The sequence below is a fragment of the Gilliamella sp. B3801 genome, assembly GCF_026536645.1.
Taxonomy (GTDB): Bacteria; Pseudomonadota; Gammaproteobacteria; order Enterobacterales; family Orbaceae; genus Gilliamella; species Gilliamella apicola_I.
The window spans coordinates 1-23,935 of sequence record NZ_JAFNNR010000003.1; the positions used below are offsets into that span (position 1 = coordinate 1).

Here is a 23,935-nt window from a genome sequence, read left to right on the forward strand (position 1 = left end):
AATATAAAGTCATATATAAAAATAAAGATTGTCCTGACCTTGCAGGAATAAAAGCAATGGGTGTTAAAGCCAGAAGTCGCGAAATTTATCTGTCGGTGGCATTGCCTCATTATGATTCTGACGTGAGCCATTACGAAGGGGTGCTTCGCACTTATAATTATGACTATCAAGAGCCCATTACCTTGCACATAAGCAAAGGAAAACTATACCCAATTTTAACCTTTGCCGATAGCTCAGCCACGGATTTATTAATTAAACGGGAAGTCCCATTAAAACCTGTTGATAACGAAACTGAACTTGATATAAACCAAATAGGTAAAGTTGAAGCTTACAGTAATGCGGTTGATTCAAAACAACAAAATCTTGGTTATTTTAAAATTCTTTATAAAATGGGCGAGTTTTGTTATGACGGCATTGAAGAGCTTTATTTACAAATTAATTACTGGCCACAGGGCAAAACGTCGACAAATAGCAAAAATCAAACCGTCACCAATAAACCGTTGGTGTTTATTGACAGTTACAAACATCATCACTCCAAATTGGGCGGATTTTAAGAATATCAGGAGAACCACATTGAAAACATTAACTAAATTCACCTTACTGACATTAATCACCTGTTCACTGTTAGGTTGCTACAACAAAGAAAAACTAAGGGAGCACATTCAAAAAGAATATGAAAGGTCAATGTCGTTAACCAAAACCAAAGGCAATTTATGCTATTATCTCGGTTCAGTAAAACTTCCGTATACTGATGAACCGGTATTAGAAAGTGACAGTCAATGGACGGTTTGGAATAAAGAAGACCTGACACGAACCTTACCACTGTTTGCTGAATTAGGCTTATTAAGCCAAACACCGGTAGAAGGTCAATCAGGCATTTATCGCTATGACTTAACCGATTTGGGACGTGAATACTGGTTTCAATCTATTGATAATAGAGGGAATAGCGGAAGGAAACCTTTTTACAATAGTTCATTTTGCTATGGCCCTAAAAAAATAGTAAAAGTAAAAGATATAACAGAAAAAACGTATGAAAGTGGGTTATATCGAAAAAATCAGACAAATGTGTATGTAAAAATAGATTATCAAGTATTGGATACCCCTGAATGGGTATTAAATGGTCAAGATAAGATTAATGAGTTATATGGTAGAAGTTCCGTTTTTCTACCCAATAAAACATACCCTGATACGATAACCTTTATCAAAGGCGATGACGGTGAATTATATCATGAACCCATAACCCTCTTTATGATGAAACCTTAGAAACACGCAATGAAAACATTAACTAAATTCACCTTACTGACATTAATCACCTGTTCACTGTTAGGTTGCTACAACAAAGAAAAACTAAAGGAGCATATTCAAAAAGAATATGATAGGGCAAGATCAATCACCAAAACCAAAGGCGACTTTTGCTATTTTCTTGGTTCAGTAAAACTACCGTATACGGATGAACCGGTATTAGAAAGTGACAGTCAATGGGCGAGTTGGAATAAAGGTAAATTAGCGAAAACCTTACCACTGTTTGCAGAATTAGGGTTATTAAGCCAAACGCCGGTAGAAGGGCAATCAGGCATTTATCGCTATGACTTAACCGATTTGGGGCGTGAATATTGGTTTCAATCTATTGATAATAGAGGGAATAGCGGAAGGAAACCTTTTTACAATAGTTCTTTTTGCTATGGTCCTAAAAAAATAGTGAAAGTAAAAGATATAACAGAAAAAACGTATGAAAGTGGGTTATATCGAAAAAATCAGACAAATGTGTATGTAAAAATTGATTATCAGGTATTAGATACGCCTGATTGGGCATTAAATGGTCAAGAAAAGATTGATAATGTATATGGTGAAGATTCCGTTTATCTACCCAATAAAACATACCCTGATACGATAACTTTTATCAAAGGCGATGATGGTGAATTATATCATGAACCCTTAGCTTATTATTTGATGAAACCAAGAAGCACGGAATGAAAACATTAACTAAATTCACCTTACTGACATTAATCACCTGTTCACTGTTAGGTTGCTACAACAAAGAAAAACTAAAGGAGCTCATTCAAAAACAATATGAAAGGTCAATGTCGTTAACCAAAACCAAAGGCAATTTTTGTTATTATTTAGGCGCGGTTAAATTTCCGTATACCGATGAACCGGTATTAGAAAGTGATAGTCAATGGGCGAGTTGGAATAAAGGTAAATTAGCGAAAACCTTACCACTGTTTGCTGAATTAGGCTTATTAAACCAAATGCCAGTAGAAGGGCAATCAGGCATTTATCGCTATGATTTAACCGATTTGGGGCGTGAATATTGGTATCAATATATTAATAATAATGGTAAGAAAACTATTTACTATAGCTCTTTTTGTTATGGCCCCAAAAAAATAGTAAAAGTAACGGATATAACAGAAAAAACGTATGAAAACGGGCTATATCGTCGAAATCAGACAAATGTGTATGTCGATATCGATTTTCAAGTATTGGATACCCCTGATTGGGCATTAAATGGGCAAGATAAGATTAATAAATTATATGGTAGAAGTTCTGTATTTCTACCCAATAAAACTTACCCTGCTACGATAACCTTTATCAAAGGCGATGACGGTGAATTATATCATGAACCCTTAGCTTATTATTTGATGAAACCAAGAAGCACGGAATGAAAATATTAACTAAATTCACCTTTTAACCAGTATTAGAAAATGTAATTCAATGGACTATTTGTTTTGGTTATCGGGATATCAATACTGGTCAAAATATACCCATGACGAAATGAGTCAATTTAATGATTGCAAATTTTGGTTAATAGAGTGTGATACAAATTGCTCTAACAATCTACTAATTAAACCTTATAAGTATGCGATGTAAGAAATAGTTAGTAAATTTATTCCTTTCTTTTAGCTCGAATTTTTGAACTAGAAATTAAAATGGAACAAAATTGAATAACATCACTAACTGAGCGTAGCGAATACACAGCCCTTCCATATCGACCATCACCATTTTCATCAACAGATTCCCATGGATGTGCCTGTAAGTATCCTGTGCTATTTTCTCTAATTTCAAATGCAACAGTATGCCAACCATCTAAGTATAATTGGGTTTTTGTATTAACCTCCTTAACGTTATAATTTTGCTCTTCAGCAACCATGTTTATAATTTTTTTTAAGTCTGAATTTTTAACCATCATTATCTCCTTAATTGTATAATCTTGACATTATAATTGGTTATCGTTTATAAATAAATACTAAATTTTACAAAAAGTTAGATTTGTTTATAATTTTGTTTTAGATAAGTTGATCGATGATATTTGCGTCTTATTTTATTAACTACAATATCAGCTAATGCTGCTTCAATAGCATTAGGATCAAATTCTTCTTCCATCTTTTAATGCAGATATGGCGACCTTCTCAAAAGTATTCTATTGTTCATTCTAATGAATGACGTTGTTCAAATTTTTATAGGTTTGAGGATTATTACCTTTAGATAATAACTTCTTTTGTAATGCGTTTTATACGATATTGAGCTAAATTTAATTCGGGAAAACTAACAAAAGCTCGTTTTTTCTGAAACGAGCCATTAACAGTTAATCTTTCAGATCTTTGTACCAGTAGGTTTAATGAGCAGAAGATAATCTTATGCCAACTTGTTAGGCATATGCTTTCTCTAGTGGTTTGACTGTTTTGATTTTGGTATCCGAGAGAAGAGGAGAGTACAATATTTAATTATACATTTGTGTAATATCAATTATATAACTAAAACGCTTGATTAATATAAAATCATAAAGATATTACCACTTTTCTTTTGTTGATTGAATATCAATAAATGATGCATTGATGAGCTGGTGAACGTTGAACTATTTCATAGTTATCTGGTTAATGAAATTAGATATAGTTTCATTTTTTCGTGGTCCAATTTAGGGGGATCATTGGATTGATATTCATAATATCTTTATTTTTTTATAAATAATGCAAAAAAACACGAAATCGTTTATTCTATGAAAAGTGATGTGATTGATTAGGAAGTAATAATGCAAATTTTCGGAAATAAAAATCAAAAATTGACTATCTTAAAAGAAAAGCCGTTCAAACTAGAAAAAGAGATCCAGTCATTATTCGAACATAATTTAGATATTATTGGTAATTTAACCTTTGTAAAATCTGAATTCAAAATCAAAGATTACCGCATTGATACCTTGGCTTATGATACCGAAGCAAATGCATTTGTCATTATTGAATATAAACGTGAACGTAATTTTAGTGTTATCGATCAGGGTGTAACCTACTTAAATCTTATGCTGGATTATCAAGCTGATTTTATTGTCGAGTATAATGAATCTTGCCAAGCAAATTTAAAACGTCATCAAATTGATTGGTCGCAAAGTAAAATTATTTTTGTTTCCCCTGCATTTACTGATTATCAAAAACAATCGACTAACTTTAAAGATTTAGCCATAGAACTATGGGAAATTAAACGGTTTGATAATGACTTAATTTCGATTAACCCTATTAAACGTTCTAAGTCAGCACCAAGTATTAAACAAGTGCAACATACTAAAGATTCGGCATTAGATAAAGTAACTAAAGCGTTAGTTGTTTATGATGAAGATTATCATTTGAATGATAAATCAGATGATGTTCTAGAGCTTTATGAAAGCTTTAAGAATGCTATTTTAGCGTTATCGACAGATCTAGAAATTTCACCTAAAAAATTTTATATTGCTTTTAAACAGGGTAAAAATAATATTGTTGATATTCATATTCAAAGTAAATCTTTAAAGATATGGATTAACGCCAAAAAAGATGAACTGGATGATCCCAAAAAACTCACTAAAGACGTTTCGAATGTTGGTCATTGGGGAAATGGAGATTATGAATTGACGGTAACTGATACTAAGAATTTAGAATATATTATGAGTTTGGTAAAGCAGGTGTTGTAAGTATTTTGCTTGAATAGCAAAATACTTAATAATACGTTTAAATCTGCCAAAACTATCTTGAATAATCTTTTATTGATGACCAAAGTGAATTACTGTTTGTACGTTTCTTATCAATGCGGATATTAAACTCAGCAGATAAATTCAAGTCTGCTGAGTTTTTACATTACAAAAATAGTTTAGTGCAAGTTTATATCTTCTTGCATTAACTCACTGTATGAGTTGATATAATCAATCGCTGTTGCTTCATTTTGTTCAATCGCTATTTCTACCGCTTTTTTAGCAACCTCTAAAAGTTGTTCGGATTGTTTTTTAAGTTTAGATGATTGTTGTATCAAACTCGCTATCGTTTGTTGAGTATTATCATCTATTACTGGAAGTAATAAATTTTTAAATTCATCATTATTGATTGCTGTCAAAATTGTGCCTGAACAACCTTGTTTTAAAAGATTTTGCATCAATTCTGATTTAAATAAAATTAGTAATGTCTCTGAATTTATTTTTTTTGAATTCACTACATAAAATCCAGTTGAACAAATCACACCATCATATTCTTTTGTAACTAATGCACAAGAAGAGAGCGATCCTTCTATTGAACTAATTAATACATCACCCTCTTTTACTATTCTTCTAGCGCGAGATGGAAGTTCTTTTCCAAAATTAACAGTGCATCCTGTCACCTCACCATTATTACCAATATTAGACAATTCAATATATCTATATTGAGTTTCATCATTAGGCAAGTAATTATCGTTTTTTAATTCACACAAATCAGTTAATTTTTTAAAACCGTTGTGATAATTTTTTAATAAATTCAAGTATTCATCATACTTAGGCTGATAATATTCAGCATCCAAACGGCCTGTTGTTAGAAAGCTTTCTTTTAAAAATTTTACATTATTCTTTTTAATAAAAGAAAGTTTACTGAAATCTAAGTCATCTAAAAGAATTTTCTCTGCATTAAAATAAAATGTAATGAAATTTTTTCTTAGTCTATTTGATTTTTTGACAATTCCACCTATATTTTTTTGAAAAGAATTGGAAAGTAATGGAATCTTTATTTTAGATAGCAATTCTAAGTTTAAGCGTTCTTGAACCCCTCCATTTTTTTGCTGTTCAATTTGTATTTTAGCAATTTCAGAGTTTAAAAAAGAAAATAAGAAATATACATCTACATTTTTAATATTTTTTAATATAGCAATAGCTCTATTCGCCATACAGGGTTCAAAATTGAGAGGAGTTAAAGCTATATCGCCAACATTACCCATAATAGAAAGTAAAATATTCTCACTTGAAATATGGGAGCGTTTGTTTTTCAAAAAATAATCTCTACTTACAAAAATAGGCGTCTTATCTTCTATAAAGCTATTTTTAATGTCTTTAGCTTGTAAGTAACGCACTTCTTGTTTCTGATTTTCAGGAAATTTTGCATGGTCTCCATCAGATATATTTGCTAGCTCATGAAGATAGGAAAAATTGTTCTTTATAAAGTAATTTTCTATATCAATGAACTCTTTTTTAAAGTACTCGCTATCTATTCTAATTGAAGAATCATTTGTAGTTATTTTAGACAACCTAATTTCTTGTATTTCTAGCCCTTCCAACAAAGCTTCATACTTCGCTTTATCAAAAGGGCTATTTAAAAAAAACTTAGCTTCTCCTTTTTCGCAAATTCAATAAAGGCTTCCGCAATACCATCTTGAGTTAAACCTTCATGGTTAAATAAATCATGTTTAACAATCAAATGACCATGACTATCTAATAAGTATTGTTCCATATCGATACTATCATCATTATAACTATCGACTGGTTCGGCGGATTGTTGTTCTTCCTGCATTTTTTGTGCTGATTCTGGATAATCTTGTTTTTTGACATATATTTTTTCACCACTATTATCTTTGCTTGGTTCTTGCATGGTAGCAAAGAAGATAGGGTAGTCATCGACACGAGGGCAAAGTGGACCAAGATTTGGATCATCATTCCATTTTTGTAGTAATAATACGCTGGTTTTAGTGCCTGTATGTGGTTTAAAAACATTGCCATGCAAACCTACAACACCTAAGATTCGGCAACGGTCAGCAATATATTCTCGAATATATTTATCTGAACTGTTATTAAAACGGCCTTGTGGTAAGACAACCGCCATACGCCCACCTGGTTTTAAGAAGTCTAAGTTACGCTCAATAAATAAAATATCGCGTCCAACCTTTGCCTGCTGTTTACCTTTAGAATTTTTACTTAGTTCATACTTAGCTAGTAAACGACTCTCTTTGATTTCACCAGCAAAAGGCGGGTTTGCCATAATAATGTCAAAGTTAAAATCTCGGCAATCAAATTTTGTTTCACCATTTACATTATAAGATTTAGGATTGACTAATAATTTACGAATATTTTTCCAACCTGTGCCGTAAATATCTGTCCATTCAACATTATTGTAGTAATCATTCCAGCGGTCATAATCTAAGGTATTTAGATGCATAACATTGGTTTGACCATCACCAGCAATTAGGTTTAAAGTTCTGGCTACACGTACAGCGCGCTCGTCAAAGTCAATGGCAAATACTTTAGAACGCACATAATCTTCCTGTTCGGGAAGTTTTTTCTCAGCTGTAAATAGATGACTTAATGGCAGTCCTCTCTCTTTTAACTGCTGTTTCCATACATGAAAGATAGTATGCACAGGGAAACCACAACTACCCGCAGCAGTATCAATCATGTATTCGTGTGCTTGTGGATTAAGCATTTTAACGCACATATCAATAACATAACGAGGCGTAAAATATTGTCCTTTATCCCCTTTACTGCTTTTATTGATTAAGTATTCAAAAGCCTCATCTACCACATCTAAATTAGAGTTAAATAATTTGATTCCTTGTAAGGAGGATACACATACTTCTAAATGTGATGATGTTAACGTGATTTTAGCTCTATTATCAAAAACTCCCTCCCAATGCTGTTTAGCTTCGTCAAATAAGCGTTGTATCTTTTCTTTAAGCTCAGCACCTGTTTCACCGTAATTACGAAATTCAAGGTTTCTTGATGGATTTCGGGTACTGGATAATTCATCAAATAGTTTGGTAAAAATCAGTTGAAAAAGCTCTTCAAAAACATCAACACCAGCATTAGCCAGCACTTCATCTTCCATCTCTAAAATAAGGTCTTTTAAAGATTTACGCTCTTTAATTAATTTATCATTATCAACTAAAGTTTGAATGGTCCAACGTTCGGTTAAAATATCGGTTAGTTTTTGCGTTGATTTTGGTATTGATGGAATATCAATAAAATAGTTAGGATCTCTTCTGTTGTAATATGAGATGGATTCGCCATTTGTCCATACTCCAATAGGCGCTCCTGTAGCATTACAGTAAGATTTTAGTTGTTCTTTACCATCTTTTAATTTAGGTTTTTTGAGCTCAATAATGATATAAGGAACCGTAAGTTGTTGTGCATCAAACACGACAATATCGGCACGTTTTTTCTCTCGCCCAAAAGAAACAGATTCCTCTACTGCTATACGGCTATTTGAATACTGGTAATCATCGATTAATACCATTAAATATAATTGGCGAACAACCTCTTCTGGTGTCAATTTAATTTGTTTTTTACGAATTAGACATTCAATATAGGCAATATCACTGCCTTTTTTATCTTGTTTGAAAACAATGCTTTGTTCTAATTTGGTAATTTTTTCATCTTTAAATTGGTTTAGTTTATAGTCTGAATCACGAAGAATGTTAGCTAATATCATATAATACTCTGTATGAATAATGGTACATTAATGCATAATAGTCCATATTTTACTATATTTTGTTATCCTGATGAATGTAATTAGTAGTTATATACTGTAAAAATAGTATTGCTATACATTAATTAATTTACAATTTAAATGCATCATTATTAGAGAATATTGCTCATAACTTATTAAATAAATTAGCTGAGTTATCTTAAATAAACCCTAACCCCGTAATCTACTCATGCCCAAGTTCTCTGCTAGCGTAGCCAATTGTTTTCTAATCTGCTACTCAGGCATTAGCTTTTTACTAGTTAATTCTTGGTTCTCGGTGATTCCCAACCAGTAAGCGTTTTTTATCGTGTAAAGTGAAAAGAGTGCCGTGAACCGTGCATTTTATTGAACCCGAGTTTTTAGTATTGTCCGTAATAGATATTAGATTGTTTCTATACACATTCTTTACTTCGCAATACCCAAATTTTCTTTCTATAACGAGAGGGGCAAATCCGTTTAGCCTCTACACCTAATGCATTGGCAATAATCAGCTCGCCTTTTGTCCATGGACGTACAAGTGCGTTGGCCAGTGTTGAAGGTGTGCATAGCCAGATTGTCTAGATAATGCAGATAGCGTTGTTCCTTTCTTTTTCAATACAGCAATAATATCGGCAGGATGCCAGTCTTTCTTGCTATTCATAACACCTCCTAAATTCATCAATTACATTAATTATTAATGGAAAATTTTAATTTAGATTAAATTAAAATCAAAATTCAAGTTATACATGATTTATTAAAGTATTCCATTACGAAATTCAAATCGAAGAAGAGGATAATTATTAATCAAAACTATATAAGATGAGTAGCAATAATCATGATTGGTAAGCGATTAAAAATAGCTAGAATTAATGCAGATCTGACACAAACTGAACTTGGAGTGAAAGCAGGATTAGAGGAAGAATCAGCAAGTTCCTGCATTAGTTCTTATGAAAATGAAGTTCATTCACCTGATTTTACTCTTGTAAAACGTCTCGCAAAAGTTCTTGATGTACCTAGCGCTTATTTTTATGCTGAAGATGATGAATTAGCCGATTTTATTATTCAATATAACAAGCTAAAAAAACAAAAGCCTAATGCGTTTGTGAGTTTAACGGCTTCATAATTGTGATGACATCCATTCAAAAAATTTATTACAACTTAAGCGTAAAGCGCAAATTAAAAATAAATACCAATGTCGATTTTTCAATTGTGTAGTAACAGTTAATTAATGTTGTAAAGTTGTTGATGGCTGGTCATCAACAACTTTACAACATGGTTATGTCAGCAAAATTTGCGGTTAATGCATATGAGCAAACATGTAATGTTTACACTCAATACACGACATTGCGGAAATGCTGTTAATTTAATTAAGCATTAAACCGATTTATTTTTTGTAGCTGTACAGTTACAATTTGGAATGGCAAAAACTCTTTTATTTTTAGGATAAATAGTTTTACCATTTTTCACCACATATGGCGTAAATGTAACATCACAGGTATTACCACACTTAGGACAAATAAAATCTTTCATGTGATATCTCCTTATATGTGAAGGAGAACACCTTAGAGTATAAATAAGTCTTGCTTCATCGAAAATAAAGAGTATAATCTTACGACGTTATTCAAAATAATCATTTGATACTACCTTAGTGTTCTTATGGTTAATGTTAAGCTAGTTTTATATCCGCAAAATATATAACTAACACCCTTAAATAAAAAGCACTGATCATAAATTGGTGCTTTTTATATTCCAAAATCAAATGATATTTGATTTTGCGATTTGTCTATTTCACGCAAAACAATTTCAGCAAATAAATCCGCTTGCCATTCTGCATCTTCATTACACTTAGGCTTTATCGATGAATGGTGTAAAACAGCTTTATGACCTAACAATAAATGCCCTAACTCGTGAAATATAGTAAAAAGGGCTTCTTGGTGACCTTTACAAGCTAAGACATACGTTTTATTGGGTATGCTTATTGTTAGGTGATTAGGATCACAATGCCCATCCGTCAAATTATATGTCAAATCTCGCCATTGCTTATTGCTAATAACTTTTAACGTAATTCCAAAGTAAGAAAGCTTTTCAAAAACAACATCAAAATTATATCCAGAATCTTTTGAAAGCTTGAATATTTTGCAAAACTTTATAGCTTTTGTTGCAATATCTTTCGCTTCCATTGGTGCAACACGATTTCCCCGCATTTGATACTCTTCAACCATTTGTTATTCCCTATCTTCATTTATTTTTTCTAATAAATTTGCAAATCTATGCAATTCTTCAACAGTAAATGATGATCTTGCAAACCCTGCTATTAACATTTGTTGTTGTAATGGTAAGCCATCAATAGCAACATTTTCATTAGATACATCAGCCAATTGTTGTAGATTTTTTATTTCATGATTTTTGGATATGAAAAAATCAGATATTTTCACAACCCAACTTTTAGGGATTTTTTTTAGCCCTGTTTCAAGCCCACTGAGATAAGCAGGGGTAGTATTAAGTTCTTGAGACATGGTTAACAAAGTGTAACCTGTATCAATTCTCGCTTTTCTGACTACTTTGCCAAATTCTGTGAGTGCCATATTTATATCTCCTATTAATGTATTTGAACTTCAAATACAAGTGCTATTTTACTATAAATGAAGGTTAATTCAACCTATTTGGTTAATTATTTTTTTATTTCATGTAAAACATTAAACTTTTAATTGAAAATCAATGTTCGTTGACACTGATCAATGTACTCTAATTAATTTACATAAGCAATTGAATTTAAAAATTAAAAAACAAAACAATATAGTTTTAATTGATGAATATTTCCAGAGAATAAACAATGAAAAAACTATTATTTTAAATCCCGTTAACTGCTTTTTTATTTGCCTGAAGTGAGGATATACAAACGGTGAATTTTTGAAACAGAATCAAAATTAGCTTAATATTTTTTAAATACCATAATTTCAAAATAGATAAAAAAATAGAAGAATGTGAAAATGCAATATCTGTAGCAAATCCTAATCTAATAATATTTTCCCTAATTATGCAGAGTAGAAATAATTCTAAGATCTGTACCATTTTAACTACTATTTTTCTTCAATTTATACCTGTCAATTAAAGTGGCGGGTAGACGGGAATTGAAGTGGTGCTTATAAACCTTAATATTACTTCATTTTACTTTTATTAAAACAACCAAATTCTCTTATTCTTTTTTGAAGAAAAATAGATTTTAGGGAAATAAAATAAGATACCTCTCTAAGCACTACTTGATATCCATATTTATCAATGCATGTTTAATCTATATACTCTAATGTAACAGTAATATTTTGCCTGAGTTGCGCAAGTTGTTCTCTTCCTTCTTGAATCCTGCCTAATGCATAAACACCATCAGCTTGACCATAACCTTTATAAAATGTGGCTAAATTTCCCCATGGAGCATAGTAGGTAAAATCACTGGATATTGTGTTTGATGAAGAGTTGTTTGATTTTGGCATAGTGATCGAACCGGTTAATGTTTCAAATTACTTTTACTTAGCTATGCCGAAGAATGCAAGTAAATTGTTTTTAGAAAAAGTGAAAGAAGTTTGTGGGTTTAGTTAAGAATACATAGCTTTAGCACCTAATTACTTTTAACTAAAACGAATATTAAGTTAATTTAATATATAATCTTTATATTTTTTGTAGAAAAAATATAATTTAGTTCAAAGTAATAATAATAGGAATTTGATAATGACTAAAAATATTGATGTTCCTCAAGCCGTTATTCTAACACTTCCTCGTGATGATACTGTCTTAACTAACCCCGATTTAGAGGTGAGGTATCAAACAGGCTATGGAAAAAATTATTCCTTAGAGTTAATAAAAAAGGGAACGGAAGAATATTTTGCAATAAAGAATAAATTTATGTTATATATGAGCAGAAATTTAGATTATGAATTTATAAAGTTTTATTCATTTTATAATGCATTTTCATATTTATTTTTTGAAAAATATCCCAAGCTTATAAACACTAATATACAACAAATATGCTTATCTTCCTGCTTTTTTAGTGATGAAACACTAAATTATGAATTAATGAGTCTTACTTTTAATATGAAAAGAATTATAGATAATATTATTCAGTATGACTGTTACATTAGAAATAACAACACTAAGATCGAATCGATAGGACAATTATTAAAATCTCAAAGTATAAGAGAAAAAAATAAAGATAAAGAAGAAACTATTAACTTTCAAGACCAACATATCGAGCATACACTGTTTCTAAAATTACTAAATCGATTACATAATTCTCATAAACATGATTTATTTTTAACTCATAACATACCATATGTTTCACAGAATACAGATAAAGTATTTGCAATTGAATCAGTAAACGAAAAAGATTTATATAATTTATACAAGACATTTTTTAATTTGGATTGTAATGGTGAAAAGGTAGTACAAAAAATAAATAATATATTCAATATAAGGGATTTTATTATATTAGAATATAATATTCTACTCGAACAGTTAATGATTTCTTTTTATTTTTACATTGAAAGCCTTCTTTTAAAAAGATTAAAAGAAAAGTTTCAACTAGCATAAATGCCACAATAGTACCCTATGTAATAGAAATTAAACGGATTTAGTCAAGCTTTATCTATTTTAAAGGATGTAGGTGCTGATTTATTAAAAGCACATCTTAAAAAATGATATTTGTAACTTTTCAGTTTAATACTGATAAATAGCCGCCTAATGCGGTTTTTTTATTTTTAAAAGGACACATATGAGAAAGGAAAAAAAGAAAAAATAGGTCACCTAATTGAGCTAGCCGATTGTTTAATTAAGGCTAAAGAGTTTTGCTTTGGGCTATGAAACATTTGGTGATATAGTGCCAATTGTTACAGGTTTTGGCGTTATATGGGTGAGTACAAATCAACTATACATGATTATGCAAAACAAAGAGTTTTCCAACATATTAGAAGCAATTAAAATATTGCAAGAGAAGAAGCTAATTATTGGGGGTAAATAAACACTATTTTATTATTTAACTGATTTGTTTTATAAAAATAGTGGTGGAGCTGGGGGGATTTGAACCCCCGTCCGAAATTTCTACATCCTTGGTACTACATGCGTAGTTTGTCTTTAAATTTCGCCTACCTGCTGCGGACAAACACGCTACCGATAGACTAGCTTGATTAAGTTTAATGCTTCCGCCCCAAGCAAGGCTTCCACACGATCTCGTTTGGGTTTGACTCCTCTTTATCCCCGTCCTACGAGCGGAGGCTAGGGAGAGAAGGCTCTATGCAGGTTATTAAGCTGCTAGTGCGTAGTTTTCGTCGTTTGCGACTATTTTTTTGCGGTTTATTTACGAGGCCTACCGCACCTCGGCATGCACCTTGGGTTTCGCAAATCCCGTCGAATCCAGAATCAGCCCCAATTGTGATAAGTAACGTAATACAATATCGGGACATTATAGGTGAAATCAAGCATGAATACAAGTTAGCTTAGTTTGGGTTAGGCAATCAAATGTTTGTTTTATGATAGTTTTGCTCTTATTAAAAGCGTTAAATAGTTTCATTTGTAAATGTGACTTTATAACTAGCGTTAGAGGGGATGGGTTACAAAGCTGACATGATTAATTAGTGGATGTTGAAAAAGTAAAAAATTTTACTTTTTTTGAAAAAAATTTAATTAAACAAATAAAAATAAATCAAATAATTAAAAATTATTTTAATAAAATTTCAAAAATATCTGAAATTAAATTGAACTTTTTGGGTTTTTGCTTGTCTATATTAACAGATTACGTTTTTTCATTTTTTGCCCTCCACTCGAATTTCGGGTGGATTTTTTTTATCTGTCATCTTTCTACTTCATATTTACCTATCATTATAATGACTTGAAATTTTTTGCACACAAAAGAGCATAGCGTTAGTATAAGTGCATATTCTTAAATAGCATTATTTTTAACAAAATCAAGTAAGCACTAGACATAATTTTTGTATTATTCCTAATATATTTATCAATGCCTTTGAAAAGTGAGTAAAAATTTACTCAGAAAGGGCTACATTGCTGTAAGATTGAGGTCTTTATGTTATTAACAAAAAGAACACAGGGGCATTTAATTGCATTAATGACTGTGTTTTTTTGGGGAACGACGTTTATTTCCACCAAAACATTATTAATTGAGTTTAAACCGATAGAGATTTTATTTTTTCGTTTTTTACTGGGTTATGTAACGCTCTGGATTCTATGCCCTCGTTTGTTAGTTTGGCAAGGAGTAAAACAAGAGTTCATGTTTTTATGTGCTGGATTATGTGGGATTACCTGTTATTTTTTATGTGAAAATATTGCATTAACCTATACTACTGCTTCAAATGTAGGAATTATCACAACATTAGCCCCCATATTTACTGCGCTATTAGCTATGTTTTTTCTCAAGGCTGAAACACCACCTAAGCGTTTTTACGTTGGTTGTTTATTTGCCTCGATTGGCGTTGGATTAATCTGCTTTAATGGCAAATATGTGCTTGCCATGAATCCGCTTGGTGATCTGCTCGCTATGTTAGCCTGTTTATTTTGGGCATGTTATTCGATTTTAACTAAAAAAAGTAGTCATCGAGGGTATAACACGATTTTATTAACCCGACGATTCTTTTTTTATGGTTTATTGCTCATGCTTCCAGCACTTTATTTATTCGATTTTAAACTAAATTTAGCTCGATTTAGCAATACAACCAATCTATTTAATATCCTGTTTTTAGGCGTAGGGGCATCTGCAATTTGTTTTGTATCTTGGAATTATGCGGTGAAATTAGTGGGGGCTGTAAAGATTAGCATTTATCTCTATCTGGTTCCTGTGTTAACGATTATTGGTGCGGTAATTATATTGAATGAGCCGTTTACTTGGCTTGCTGCGTTTGGCACATTATTTACGCTCTGTGGTGTGTTATTATCCGAGCGAAAAGTTAAATTAAAAAGATAGTTTGATTTATATCATTCTATCAAATCAAAAAAGTAGAAAAAAATCGCCTCTTTTTTGTTAACTAAAATTTTAGGTCATCTTAGTTTATTCGCTTATCAATGGCATCAAGCATAATTTGACCTAAATGTTAATCATATCTCAAAATAGTGTCCCACATTAAGGAAGTGATAAATCGAATGAGTCAGGAATCAAAGAAAATGGTCGATCAACAAAAAATTATCAATAATGTTCAAACTTTTGTTAAACAAAAACTTGCTGACGATTTTTCTGGTCATGATATGGCGCATATTGAAAGAGTAGTTAAATTGGCAAAACAAATTTTAAAACATGAGCCAACAGCCAATTACTTTATCGTGATTTTAAGTGCCTATCTTCATGATGTTATCGATGAAAAAGTGGTATCAGATGTGAATCACGCCATGAGTGAGTTACACGATTTTTTAATTCAACAAACGATCAGTCAAAGCGAAATTAAACATATTTTTGACATTATTGAAAATATGTCATATCGAAAAAATCTTACTCAAAAAAAAGAATTGTCGTTAGAAGGGCAAATTGTACAAGATGCAGATCGATTAGATGCCATTGGTGCTATTGGTATCGCTCGGACGTTTTACTATGGGGGTAACAAGCACAATATTATGTATGATCCCACTATATTACCCAGAACATCATTAAATGAAGAAAACTATAAACAACCTAATACAGTAATAAACCATTTTTATGAAAAACTCTTTTTACTCAAAGATAGGATGAATACACAAATTGCAAAAAAAATCGCATTAAAACGTCACGCTATATTGGTTGAGTTTGTGAATCAATTCGAAAAAGAGTGGGATGGTGATGAAGAAGAGATAATACTCTAAATTAATTGATAATATCGATATGATCGATATAATTGATCAATAATCTGAATAAAATATAAGGGGTTATCATGACGATTTCGATCAACAGTAAAGTAATGCTTAGTCATCATGTAGCAATGCAGCAACTCGGTTTTGGCACTTATCAATTAACTGATTTTGATGAATTATCATGTGCAGTAAATGTGGCTATTAATGCGGGGTATCGAGCGTTTGATACCGCTCAGCTTTACCAGAACGAAAAGCAACTCGGGCAAATTCTTAAAGATTGCCATGTCGCACGTGATAAATTGTTTATTACCACTAAAATCAATAATAGCAATCAAGGTTATGATAAAACATTAGCGGGTTTTGATCAGTCGCTAAAAGATTTACAGCTTGATTACCTCGATCTTTTTTTAGTTCACTGGCCATTAAGTGACACTTTTTTTGATACATGGAAGGCGTTCGAAAAACTGTATGAAGAAAAGCGTGTGCGGGCAATCGGCGTTTGTAATTTTCAAATCTCGCATTTAGAATTACTCTCAACCAAAGCAAATATTAAACCCATGCTTAATCAAATCGAGATTCATCCTTATTTAACTCAAATCGAATTAGTGGAATATTTACGACAACAAAAGATTGCTATTGAAGCTTGGTCACCGTTGGCTCGTAACAAAGTCATTAATGATCCGCTTCTTATTAAAATTGGTAATAAATATCAGAAATCAGCATCACAAGTGACATTACGCTGGCATATTCAAAATGGTTACATTGTGATCCCTAAATCAGCACATCCGGATCGAATTGTGCAGAATGCTAATATTTTTGATTTCGAACTCACTTCAGATGAAATACAAGCGATTAATGGACTTAACCAAAATCAACGCGTAGGGCCGAATCCAGATAACGTTTATCAAAAAAATGGTTTTTGATGGTAAAAGATAAGATCTCTCTTATCGAGAGATCATGAATCAGTAAGGAATGGGCGCCCCAACTAAGGATAGAACAATCGGCAGAGTAATTAAACTGATTAAAGTACTGAAAAAAGTGGCACTTGATACAAGTTCAGGGTGTGTGTCAAATTGTACCGACATTAATGTCGTGTTTGCCGCACTTGGCATTGCCGCTAGTACTATTAGCACTTGCTTATATACCGGTGCAATAGGCATGAAGTAGACCATGGCACAAGCAACAATTGGCGATAGAATCATCCGAGTGAGGAGTGCAAAAGATAATTTAGGATAATCCAGTTGGGTGATTTTTATTTTCGCTAATTGCATACCTAATATAATCATAATCACCACGATGGATGCGTCACCAATCATCCCAATGGACGTCATAATCGATTTAGATAAGGGAATGTTACAAAGTTGAAAAAGGATACCTAAAAACGCCCCATACGCCACAGGCATTCGAATAACTTTGTTAATGACATCTTTTTGCGTAACGATATCATCTCGTGCGCTACCTTTTGCCGCATAATAGATACCAACAGTACTCATGACAAATTGTTGTAGCACCATCATAATTACGCCCAGATCAAATCCTATTGTGCCAAAAAAGACAAGCAATACGGGTGTGCCATAATTACCATTGTTCATAAAGCAAGCGCTTAAAATCATTGCACAGCGTTCTTTGCTGGAATATTTCATCAAAATAGACCAAATCGAAATAATGATGACTAGAGCAAAACAGAGACCAAAAATATAGCAAATATAGAATAAGTATTCTGTTGTTAAGGTATGTGTATAAAATGTTTTAAATGCCAAAAAGGGTGAAAGCACATACAGTGACATTTTGGACAGGTTTGCCACATCAAAATGTAATTTTTTCTGCGCAATAAATCCCACCACGAAAATACAAAAAATAGGAAACAAAATAGTAAAAAATTGCATAGTTATTATCTTTAATTTATGTGATTAATTCATTGCATCGAGCGCAACAATGATGGATTGTTTTAGTTTATGACAAGTATCATCATCAAGGGCATGGTTATGTTTGTCGGTCAAAATAAACAGATCCTCGATATGTTCGCCGATAGTGGCAATTTTGGCACTCCTTAAAGATATTTCTAAGTTCGCAAAAACTTCTCCAACACAAGCTAAAAGTCCAGGTCTGTCTAAAGCAATCAATTCCATATAGGTTTGACTTTCGTTAAAGGATGATAAAAAGTTAATTTGTGTCGGCACTGAAAAATAGCGTAATCGTTGTTTAGGCGGTTTTACCGTAACACCTTTATAAGTCGGTTGTTGTAATGTTTTTTCAAGTGCATTTATTATACCTTCATGGCGATCAGATTGAACGGTATTGCCGTTAGGTTCCAGTACAATAAAGGTATCAAGCGCAAATCCTTGTTTATTAGTGATGATAAGCGCTTCAAGTATATTTAAATTGTGCATACTTAAGTTGTTGCAGACGGTAGCAAACAAATAAGGTCGGTCTGGTGAGTAAATAACGATTTCTGTACCACCATGATACGGCGTCGGATTGATCATAACTAGTGTTTGCGTTAAGTCGTGGTTTAACAAATTTTGAGCATGCCACACAATCTGTTCGGTAGTGTAGCGCAAAAAGTAATCCACCCGATAGTTTAGCCAAAAGTTTTTGATGTGTTGCTCATCATAATTTTGAGCGATTAAGATGGATAGTGCTTCTTGCTTGTGTTGACGAGCAATACTCCGCTGTTCCGGTATTTGGTTTATTCCAATATCAAATAAGTGTTCGGCATTAAAATACAGTTGACGTATTAAGCTTTGCTTCCAACTGTTCCAAAGTGTTTCGTTCGTCGCACACACATCAGCAACGGTTAAGCAGAGTAAATATTGAAGGCGACGCCGACTTTTAACTTGTTGAACAAATTCTTGAATCACAGCAGGATCTTGTAAGTCTCGATTTTGTGCCGTGACTGACATCAGTAAATGATAGCGTACTAACCAAATAATCAGATCAGTATCTTTTGTTTCAAGCTCATGTAATTGACAAAATTTTTCAACTAATTTAGCACCAATTTCAGAATGATCACCATGTCGACCTTTACCGATATCATGAAATAAACCCGTAATAATTAACAGTTCAGGTTTGGATAATTTAGCAAAAACGTTTGAGCTATTAGGATGCTTTTGTTTCCCTTGTTCTGATTTTAAACTATCAAGCTCTATTAATAATCGTACCGTATGTTCATCAACTGTATAGGTATGAAATAGATCAAATTGCATCATACCAGCGATATGTTTCCAACCAGGTATATAGACCGCTAAAATACCATAACGATGCATGGGTAAAATTGCTTTTGCAATGGCATCCGGATGCTTAATGATTAACATAAATAGTGTTCTGGCTTTAGGATGTTCACATAATAATGTGGTAAGTTTTCGCCTTGCAGAGCGTAACTGACGAATGGTATTAGAATAGAGACCGATGATTTGAGGATTGAGCAAAATGGTGTAAAACAGCTGTAATATCATTGTCGGATCTTTTTTAAAGATACTATCATCTTTTACATCAATTAATTTTTCTCGGATTTGAAAGTGTTCATCGATAGCATAGGGTTTATTGCTTGGATTAACTTCAAGAATAGACTCATCAAATAATTGCAGTAACATCTGATTGAGTTCAGTAACGTTGTGTGCAATTCGGTAGTAATCATGCATCATTTGTTCAACAGGTGCATTTCCTTGACCTTGATAGCCTAAAAGCTTGGCGATACTTAATTGACGATCAAAAAGCAATCGGTTGTCATAGCGAGTAATGACACTGTGAAGGGCAAAACGAATACGCCATAAAAATTTACGACAAGTTCTAAATTCGTCTACCTCTTCTGGAGTGAGGTAATGAAAATCAGCAATTTTTTGCAAAAATTCATCGCCAAAGTGACGAATCGCAATCCATTGAATAATTTGCATATCCCGTAGACCGCCCGGACTATTTTTTAAATCAGGTTCAAGATTATAAGTTGTACTGTGATATTGCTGATGCCGGGCTTGTTGTTCGGCAATTTTAGCACGATAAAAAGCAGGAGAAGGCCAAATTTTATCACTAAAAATGTGTTGTCGAAGGGTTTGTAATAATGGATTATTACCCGCAACCCATCTTGATTCAATTAAATTGGTCATGATAGTAATATCGTTTTTAGCTTCTTGCAAACACGTTTTTAGCGTTCTGACACTATGACCTATATCCAAATGAAGATCCCAAAGCAGCCGTACTAACTTGCCGATTTGTTTTTCGATGTCATAATTAAGCGGGTAATCACTTAATATCAAAATATCAATATCTGACAAAGGGTGTAGCTCTGCTCGCCCATACCCCCCGACAGCGATTAATGCAATACGATTATTTTTTAAAGTTGATGAAGTTTGATCGGGAATTTGAAAATAGCACCATAATCGTGCAAGTAATTTATCGATAAATTGACTGCGTAGATGCACTAATTCATCAATATCTGCATTTTGTTTAAATTGCTTCATCGACCATTGTTGAAATTGGTCAAGGTGTTGTTTGAGAAAGTTAATATTTATCTCAGCATCACTAAAATCAAGTGGTGAAATAGGATAAATTAAATGCACTTGCGTCATGGGAATAAAATTAAGACCATTCAATAATCATATCGTTACCTGATTTTCACAGACTGTCAAGCAACAGTTTAGTTTGTTGCTTGAACTTTTGTTTTAATTTTTTACACGATCACAATTTATTTCTACATTCATTTTTCGATTTGCGTTTGGAGCATTATCGATAAGAATTTCAGTTACTTCCGTTGTTTTGAATTTGTCTGGTGATAAATAGTTCATGGTCTTTTGCGTTTTTGATGTAACACCATTATTGGATTTTATATCCATTGAATCATTATAATAAGCTTTTAAATTATATGGATAAGATGTATCTGTACCAAAATTGAAAAATAAGGTATTGTCCTTCATAAAATACTTAATCATCCCTTTATCTTGTTTGAGTGGTGCATAGTCAGAAAATTTACCATTTTCCCATTTTGCCTCTTGCCCTGAAAATGTGCAATCCCACTCACCAATAAGCATTTCTTCAGTTACTTTTTTTTCACCACAACCAACCAAAACTAAACCGACAAGACTACTCAATAAAAGTTTTTTCATATTAAAACCTATAATTAATGTAAGTAAAAATGAAGTAAGTTTTTTCAAGATCGATGAATAGTACTGTTTCAAACGTTAGTGCAACTACAATATAACACAGTTTTATTTAATTATGCTTCAAATATTGATAGTAATTAACACGAAAACATTTACTGTTATCTATTATGATTTATACCCCAAAAAAACAACATAATTTCGTCAAGCTAAAAAGCAATTCGATAGTTTTTACCTTACATTTTAAATATCATAAACTAAATAAAAGCGTTGATGGGCTTTTATTTTAGTTAAAGCTAATTTTTTGTATCGATTGAATCATTAGCATTTTCATAAACTAAAGCGGAACCCTTAGTTAATATTGCAGAGACCGAAACATCAGATAATTTAATCGTATGCTGACCTGGTTTTAAATCATACTTAGATACAGGAATCGCATTGTTATCAAGATAGATAGCATAACCAATAATTTGTTGTGATTGATTCAAATCATTATTGACGTTAATACTGATTAATGTATTGATTTTGCGAAATGTCGAATTTTGGTGATTACTGATCTTTTGTTCTAATTTTTTTGACATTTCAACAACCATACCACCTGACTCGTTATTGCGTATTTGGATATCGCCATTACCCGTTTTTCCTCCTACCATAATCGGTATTTCAAATACTGCTTTAGAATCCATTTTTTCTCGATAACATTCAATATATTTTGCATCCGCAAAAATTTTTTGAATTTCATTTTTGGCTTTTATTAACGTGGATGATTCTTGTCGTGAATCTTTAAAGTCAGTACATGATGAAACTTCAATCAATATTTTTGACTGTACGGTTTTTGCTGTTTCACTTTGCACATCGCTAAGGTTTACTGTCGGTGCTAATTCAACTTTACAACCTGATAGTAACGTAATAGCAATTAAACTTATCATGAATTTATTCATTTTACTTCTTACTTCCTTTTGATTTATTTAACTAATATTGGTTAAATAATACAATTAAAAAGATTATTAATCAAACATTAAGAAATGTAATATAAATTAAAAAAAGAAATTGGATTGTAATTACTTGGATTTGGTTAACCAATGAAGGCAAAACATGCACAGGCTTTAGTACTAAACCTGTGCAAGTCAGGATAGGAAGTTTTAATGACAGCGTAAATTATAAAGTAAAATCACTCAAATCATCTTCATTGATTTCAGAATCAATTTGACCGACTAGATAAGAGCTCATTTCGGCTTCTTGTGGAGCAACTTGTACATTGTCGGATACTAACCAGTTATTGATCCATGGAATCGGGTTAGATTTTACTTCGTAAGGCAATTTCAATCCGACCGCTTGCATACGAATATTGGTGATGTATTCAACATATTGACATAAAATATCTTTATTTAAACCAATCATTGAACCACCTTCAAATAAGTATGCTGCCCACTCTTTTTCTTGATTCGCTGCCTGTAAAAACAGGTCATAGCAGTCTTGTTCACACTCTTTTGCGATTTCAGCCATTTCAGGATCATCTTCACCACTACGAAGCGTATTAATCATAAATTGAGTTCCCGTTAAGTGTAGGGCTTCATCACGGGCAATGAGTTTGATGATTTTTGCATTTCCTTCCATTAGTTCTCGTTCAGCGAAAGCAAATGAACAAGCAAAGCTGACATAAAAACGAATGGCTTCAAGGGCATTAACACTCATTAAGCAAAGGTACAGTTTCTTTTTCAATTCACGTAAGCTTATAGTAATGGTTTTATTGTTAACCGTGTGATTCCCTTCACCCAATAAATTGTAATAGCTTGCATAACTAATCAGATCATCATAATAACCCGCAATGTCACCCGCACGTTTTTGGATCTCTTTATTTGTCACAATGTCATCAAATACCACCGAGGGATCATTGACAATGTTACGTATGATGTGTGTGTAAGAACGAGAGTGAATTGTTTCTGAAAACGACCACGTTTCTACCCAAGTTTCAAGTTCAGGAATTGAAATTAAAGGGAGTAAAGCAACGTTTGGACTACGACCTTGAATCGAATCCAATAATGTTTGGTACTTTAAATTACTGATGAAAATATGTTTTTCATGTTCGGGTAGTGCCGCATAGTCAATGCGGTCTTGAGATATATCGACTTCTTCCGGACGCCAAAAAAACGAAAGTTGTTTTTCGATTAATTTTTCGAACATTTCATATTTTTGTTGGTCATAACGCGCCACATTAACCGGTTGACCAAGAAACATGGGTTCTTTAAGCTGATCGTTATGTACATGCGAAAAGGTACTGTAATTCATATTCATAATCGTACTCCTAACTGAATTTAGTTACTTTTACCA

Annotated in this window: 22 protein-coding genes, 1 other RNA gene and 1 pseudogene; 10 read left to right on the forward strand and 14 right to left on the reverse strand. The window is 32.4% G+C overall.

Going from position 1 to position 23,935, the window contains the following annotated elements; genetic code table 11:
• The 4 genes from J3U14_RS02760 to J3U14_RS02775 all read left to right on the forward strand — a co-directional run.
• Positions 1 to 554 (forward strand): hypothetical protein (locus J3U14_RS02760; RefSeq protein ID WP_267369560.1); only part of this gene is annotated, 554 nt, incomplete at its 5' end.
• 19 nt (positions 555 to 573) lie between these two features.
• Entirely contained in the window at positions 574 to 1,263 is a 690-nt protein-coding gene (locus tag J3U14_RS02765) for a hypothetical protein (protein ID WP_267369562.1), read from the forward strand.
• Positions 1,264 to 1,272: 9 nt separating this feature from the next.
• On the forward strand, positions 1,273 to 1,974 hold the full coding sequence (locus J3U14_RS02770; RefSeq protein WP_267369563.1) for a hypothetical protein: 702 nt from the start codon (positions 1,273 to 1,275) through the stop codon (positions 1,972 to 1,974).
• Entirely contained in the window at positions 1,971 to 2,663 is a 693-nt protein-coding gene (locus tag J3U14_RS02775; RefSeq protein WP_267369564.1) for a hypothetical protein, read from the forward strand. The genes J3U14_RS02770 and J3U14_RS02775 overlap by 4 nt, the downstream gene beginning before the upstream one ends.
• 221 nt (positions 2,664 to 2,884) lie before the next feature.
• Here J3U14_RS02775 and J3U14_RS02780 read toward each other — a convergent pair whose 3' ends face one another.
• A complete protein-coding gene (locus J3U14_RS02780) occupies positions 2,885 to 3,184 on the reverse strand; it encodes a hypothetical protein (RefSeq protein WP_267349863.1) in 300 nt (99 codons plus the stop codon).
• 843 nt (positions 3,185 to 4,027) lie between these two features.
• Here J3U14_RS02780 and J3U14_RS02785 point away from each other — a divergent pair.
• Positions 4,028 to 4,936 carry a DUF5655 domain-containing protein gene (locus tag J3U14_RS02785; RefSeq protein WP_267349861.1) on the forward strand — a complete coding sequence of 303 codons (909 nt, stop codon included), beginning with the start codon at positions 4,028 to 4,030 and terminating at the stop codon, positions 4,934 to 4,936.
• A 176-nt stretch (positions 4,937 to 5,112) separates the two neighbouring features.
• Here J3U14_RS02785 and J3U14_RS02790 read toward each other — a convergent pair whose 3' ends face one another.
• The 3 genes and pseudogenes from J3U14_RS02790 to J3U14_RS02800 all read right to left on the reverse strand — a co-directional run bounded on the left by J3U14_RS02790 (position 5,113) and on the right by J3U14_RS02800 (position 9,357).
• Positions 5,113 to 6,507, reverse strand: a complete 1,395-nt coding sequence (locus J3U14_RS02790; RefSeq protein WP_267369565.1) for a restriction endonuclease subunit S — start codon at positions 6,505 to 6,507, stop codon at positions 5,113 to 5,115.
• A gap of 65 nt (positions 6,508 to 6,572) precedes the next feature.
• Positions 6,573 to 8,681 (reverse strand): N-6 DNA methylase, encoded by a 2,109-nt coding sequence (locus J3U14_RS02795; protein WP_267349857.1) that lies wholly within the window; start codon positions 8,679 to 8,681, stop codon positions 6,573 to 6,575.
• A gap of 428 nt (positions 8,682 to 9,109) precedes the next feature.
• Positions 9,110 to 9,357: pseudogene (locus J3U14_RS02800) on the reverse strand (helix-turn-helix domain-containing protein).
• Between the two features lie 174 nt (positions 9,358 to 9,531).
• On the opposite strand from J3U14_RS02800, the gene J3U14_RS02805 reads away from it, so the two are divergent.
• Entirely contained in the window at positions 9,532 to 9,819 is a 288-nt protein-coding gene (locus J3U14_RS02805) for a helix-turn-helix domain-containing protein (protein ID WP_267349855.1), read from the forward strand.
• Positions 9,820 to 10,070: 251 nt separating this feature from the next.
• Here J3U14_RS02805 and J3U14_RS02810 read toward each other — a convergent pair whose 3' ends face one another.
• The 4 genes from J3U14_RS02810 to J3U14_RS02825 all read right to left on the reverse strand — a co-directional run bounded on the left by J3U14_RS02810 (position 10,071) and on the right by J3U14_RS02825 (position 12,184).
• Positions 10,071 to 10,226, reverse strand: a complete 156-nt coding sequence (locus tag J3U14_RS02810; RefSeq protein WP_267349853.1) for a hypothetical protein — start codon at positions 10,224 to 10,226, stop codon at positions 10,071 to 10,073.
• 212 nt (positions 10,227 to 10,438) lie between these two features.
• Entirely contained in the window at positions 10,439 to 10,918 is a 480-nt protein-coding gene (locus tag J3U14_RS02815) for an ImmA/IrrE family metallo-endopeptidase (RefSeq protein ID WP_267349851.1), read from the reverse strand.
• A 3-nt stretch (positions 10,919 to 10,921) separates the two neighbouring features.
• Complete coding sequence (locus J3U14_RS02820) at positions 10,922 to 11,281, reverse strand: helix-turn-helix domain-containing protein (RefSeq protein WP_267349849.1); 360 nt, start codon at positions 11,279 to 11,281, stop codon at positions 10,922 to 10,924.
• 702 nt (positions 11,282 to 11,983) lie between these two features.
• Entirely contained in the window at positions 11,984 to 12,184 is a 201-nt protein-coding gene (locus J3U14_RS02825) for a cyclophilin-like fold protein (protein ID WP_267349847.1), read from the reverse strand.
• A 235-nt stretch (positions 12,185 to 12,419) separates the two neighbouring features.
• Between J3U14_RS02825 and J3U14_RS02830 the strand changes: the two genes are divergently transcribed.
• Complete coding sequence (locus J3U14_RS02830) at positions 12,420 to 13,277, forward strand: hypothetical protein (RefSeq protein ID WP_267349845.1); 858 nt, start codon at positions 12,420 to 12,422, stop codon at positions 13,275 to 13,277.
• A 468-nt stretch (positions 13,278 to 13,745) separates the two neighbouring features.
• On the opposite strand, the gene ssrA is transcribed toward J3U14_RS02830, so the two are convergent.
• Positions 13,746 to 14,110, reverse strand: a transfer-messenger RNA (tmRNA) gene (ssrA, locus tag J3U14_RS02835).
• Positions 14,111 to 14,763: 653 nt separating this feature from the next.
• Here ssrA and J3U14_RS02840 point away from each other — a divergent pair.
• The 3 genes from J3U14_RS02840 to J3U14_RS02850 all read left to right on the forward strand — a co-directional run bounded on the left by J3U14_RS02840 (position 14,764) and on the right by J3U14_RS02850 (position 17,434).
• Positions 14,764 to 15,657, forward strand: a complete 894-nt coding sequence (locus J3U14_RS02840) for a DMT family transporter (RefSeq protein ID WP_267349843.1) — start codon at positions 14,764 to 14,766, stop codon at positions 15,655 to 15,657.
• A gap of 176 nt (positions 15,658 to 15,833) precedes the next feature.
• On the forward strand, positions 15,834 to 16,523 hold the full coding sequence (locus J3U14_RS02845; protein WP_267349841.1) for an HD domain-containing protein: 690 nt from the start codon (positions 15,834 to 15,836) through the stop codon (positions 16,521 to 16,523).
• A gap of 68 nt (positions 16,524 to 16,591) precedes the next feature.
• Positions 16,592 to 17,434, forward strand: coding sequence for an aldo/keto reductase (locus tag J3U14_RS02850; protein ID WP_267349839.1), 843 nt, complete (start codon positions 16,592 to 16,594; stop codon positions 17,432 to 17,434).
• 39 nt (positions 17,435 to 17,473) lie between these two features.
• Here J3U14_RS02850 and J3U14_RS02855 read toward each other — a convergent pair whose 3' ends face one another.
• The 5 genes from J3U14_RS02855 to nrdB all read right to left on the reverse strand — a co-directional run bounded on the left by J3U14_RS02855 (position 17,474) and on the right by nrdB (position 23,893).
• Positions 17,474 to 18,397, reverse strand: a complete 924-nt coding sequence (locus tag J3U14_RS02855) for an AEC family transporter (RefSeq protein WP_267349837.1) — start codon at positions 18,395 to 18,397, stop codon at positions 17,474 to 17,476.
• Positions 18,398 to 18,421: 24 nt separating this feature from the next.
• Complete coding sequence (gene glnD, locus J3U14_RS02860; protein WP_267349835.1) at positions 18,422 to 21,100, reverse strand: bifunctional uridylyltransferase/uridylyl-removing protein GlnD; 2,679 nt, start codon at positions 21,098 to 21,100, stop codon at positions 18,422 to 18,424.
• Between the two features lie 69 nt (positions 21,101 to 21,169).
• Complete coding sequence (locus tag J3U14_RS02865) at positions 21,170 to 21,610, reverse strand: hypothetical protein (RefSeq protein ID WP_267349833.1); 441 nt, start codon at positions 21,608 to 21,610, stop codon at positions 21,170 to 21,172.
• 290 nt (positions 21,611 to 21,900) lie between these two features.
• Positions 21,901 to 22,545, reverse strand: a complete 645-nt coding sequence (locus tag J3U14_RS02870; protein ID WP_267349831.1) for a DUF7424 family protein — start codon at positions 22,543 to 22,545, stop codon at positions 21,901 to 21,903.
• A 217-nt stretch (positions 22,546 to 22,762) separates the two neighbouring features.
• Positions 22,763 to 23,893, reverse strand: coding sequence for a class Ia ribonucleoside-diphosphate reductase subunit beta (nrdB, locus tag J3U14_RS02875; protein ID WP_065559020.1), 1,131 nt, complete (start codon positions 23,891 to 23,893; stop codon positions 22,763 to 22,765).
• Positions 23,894 to 23,935: the final 42 nt, after the last annotated feature.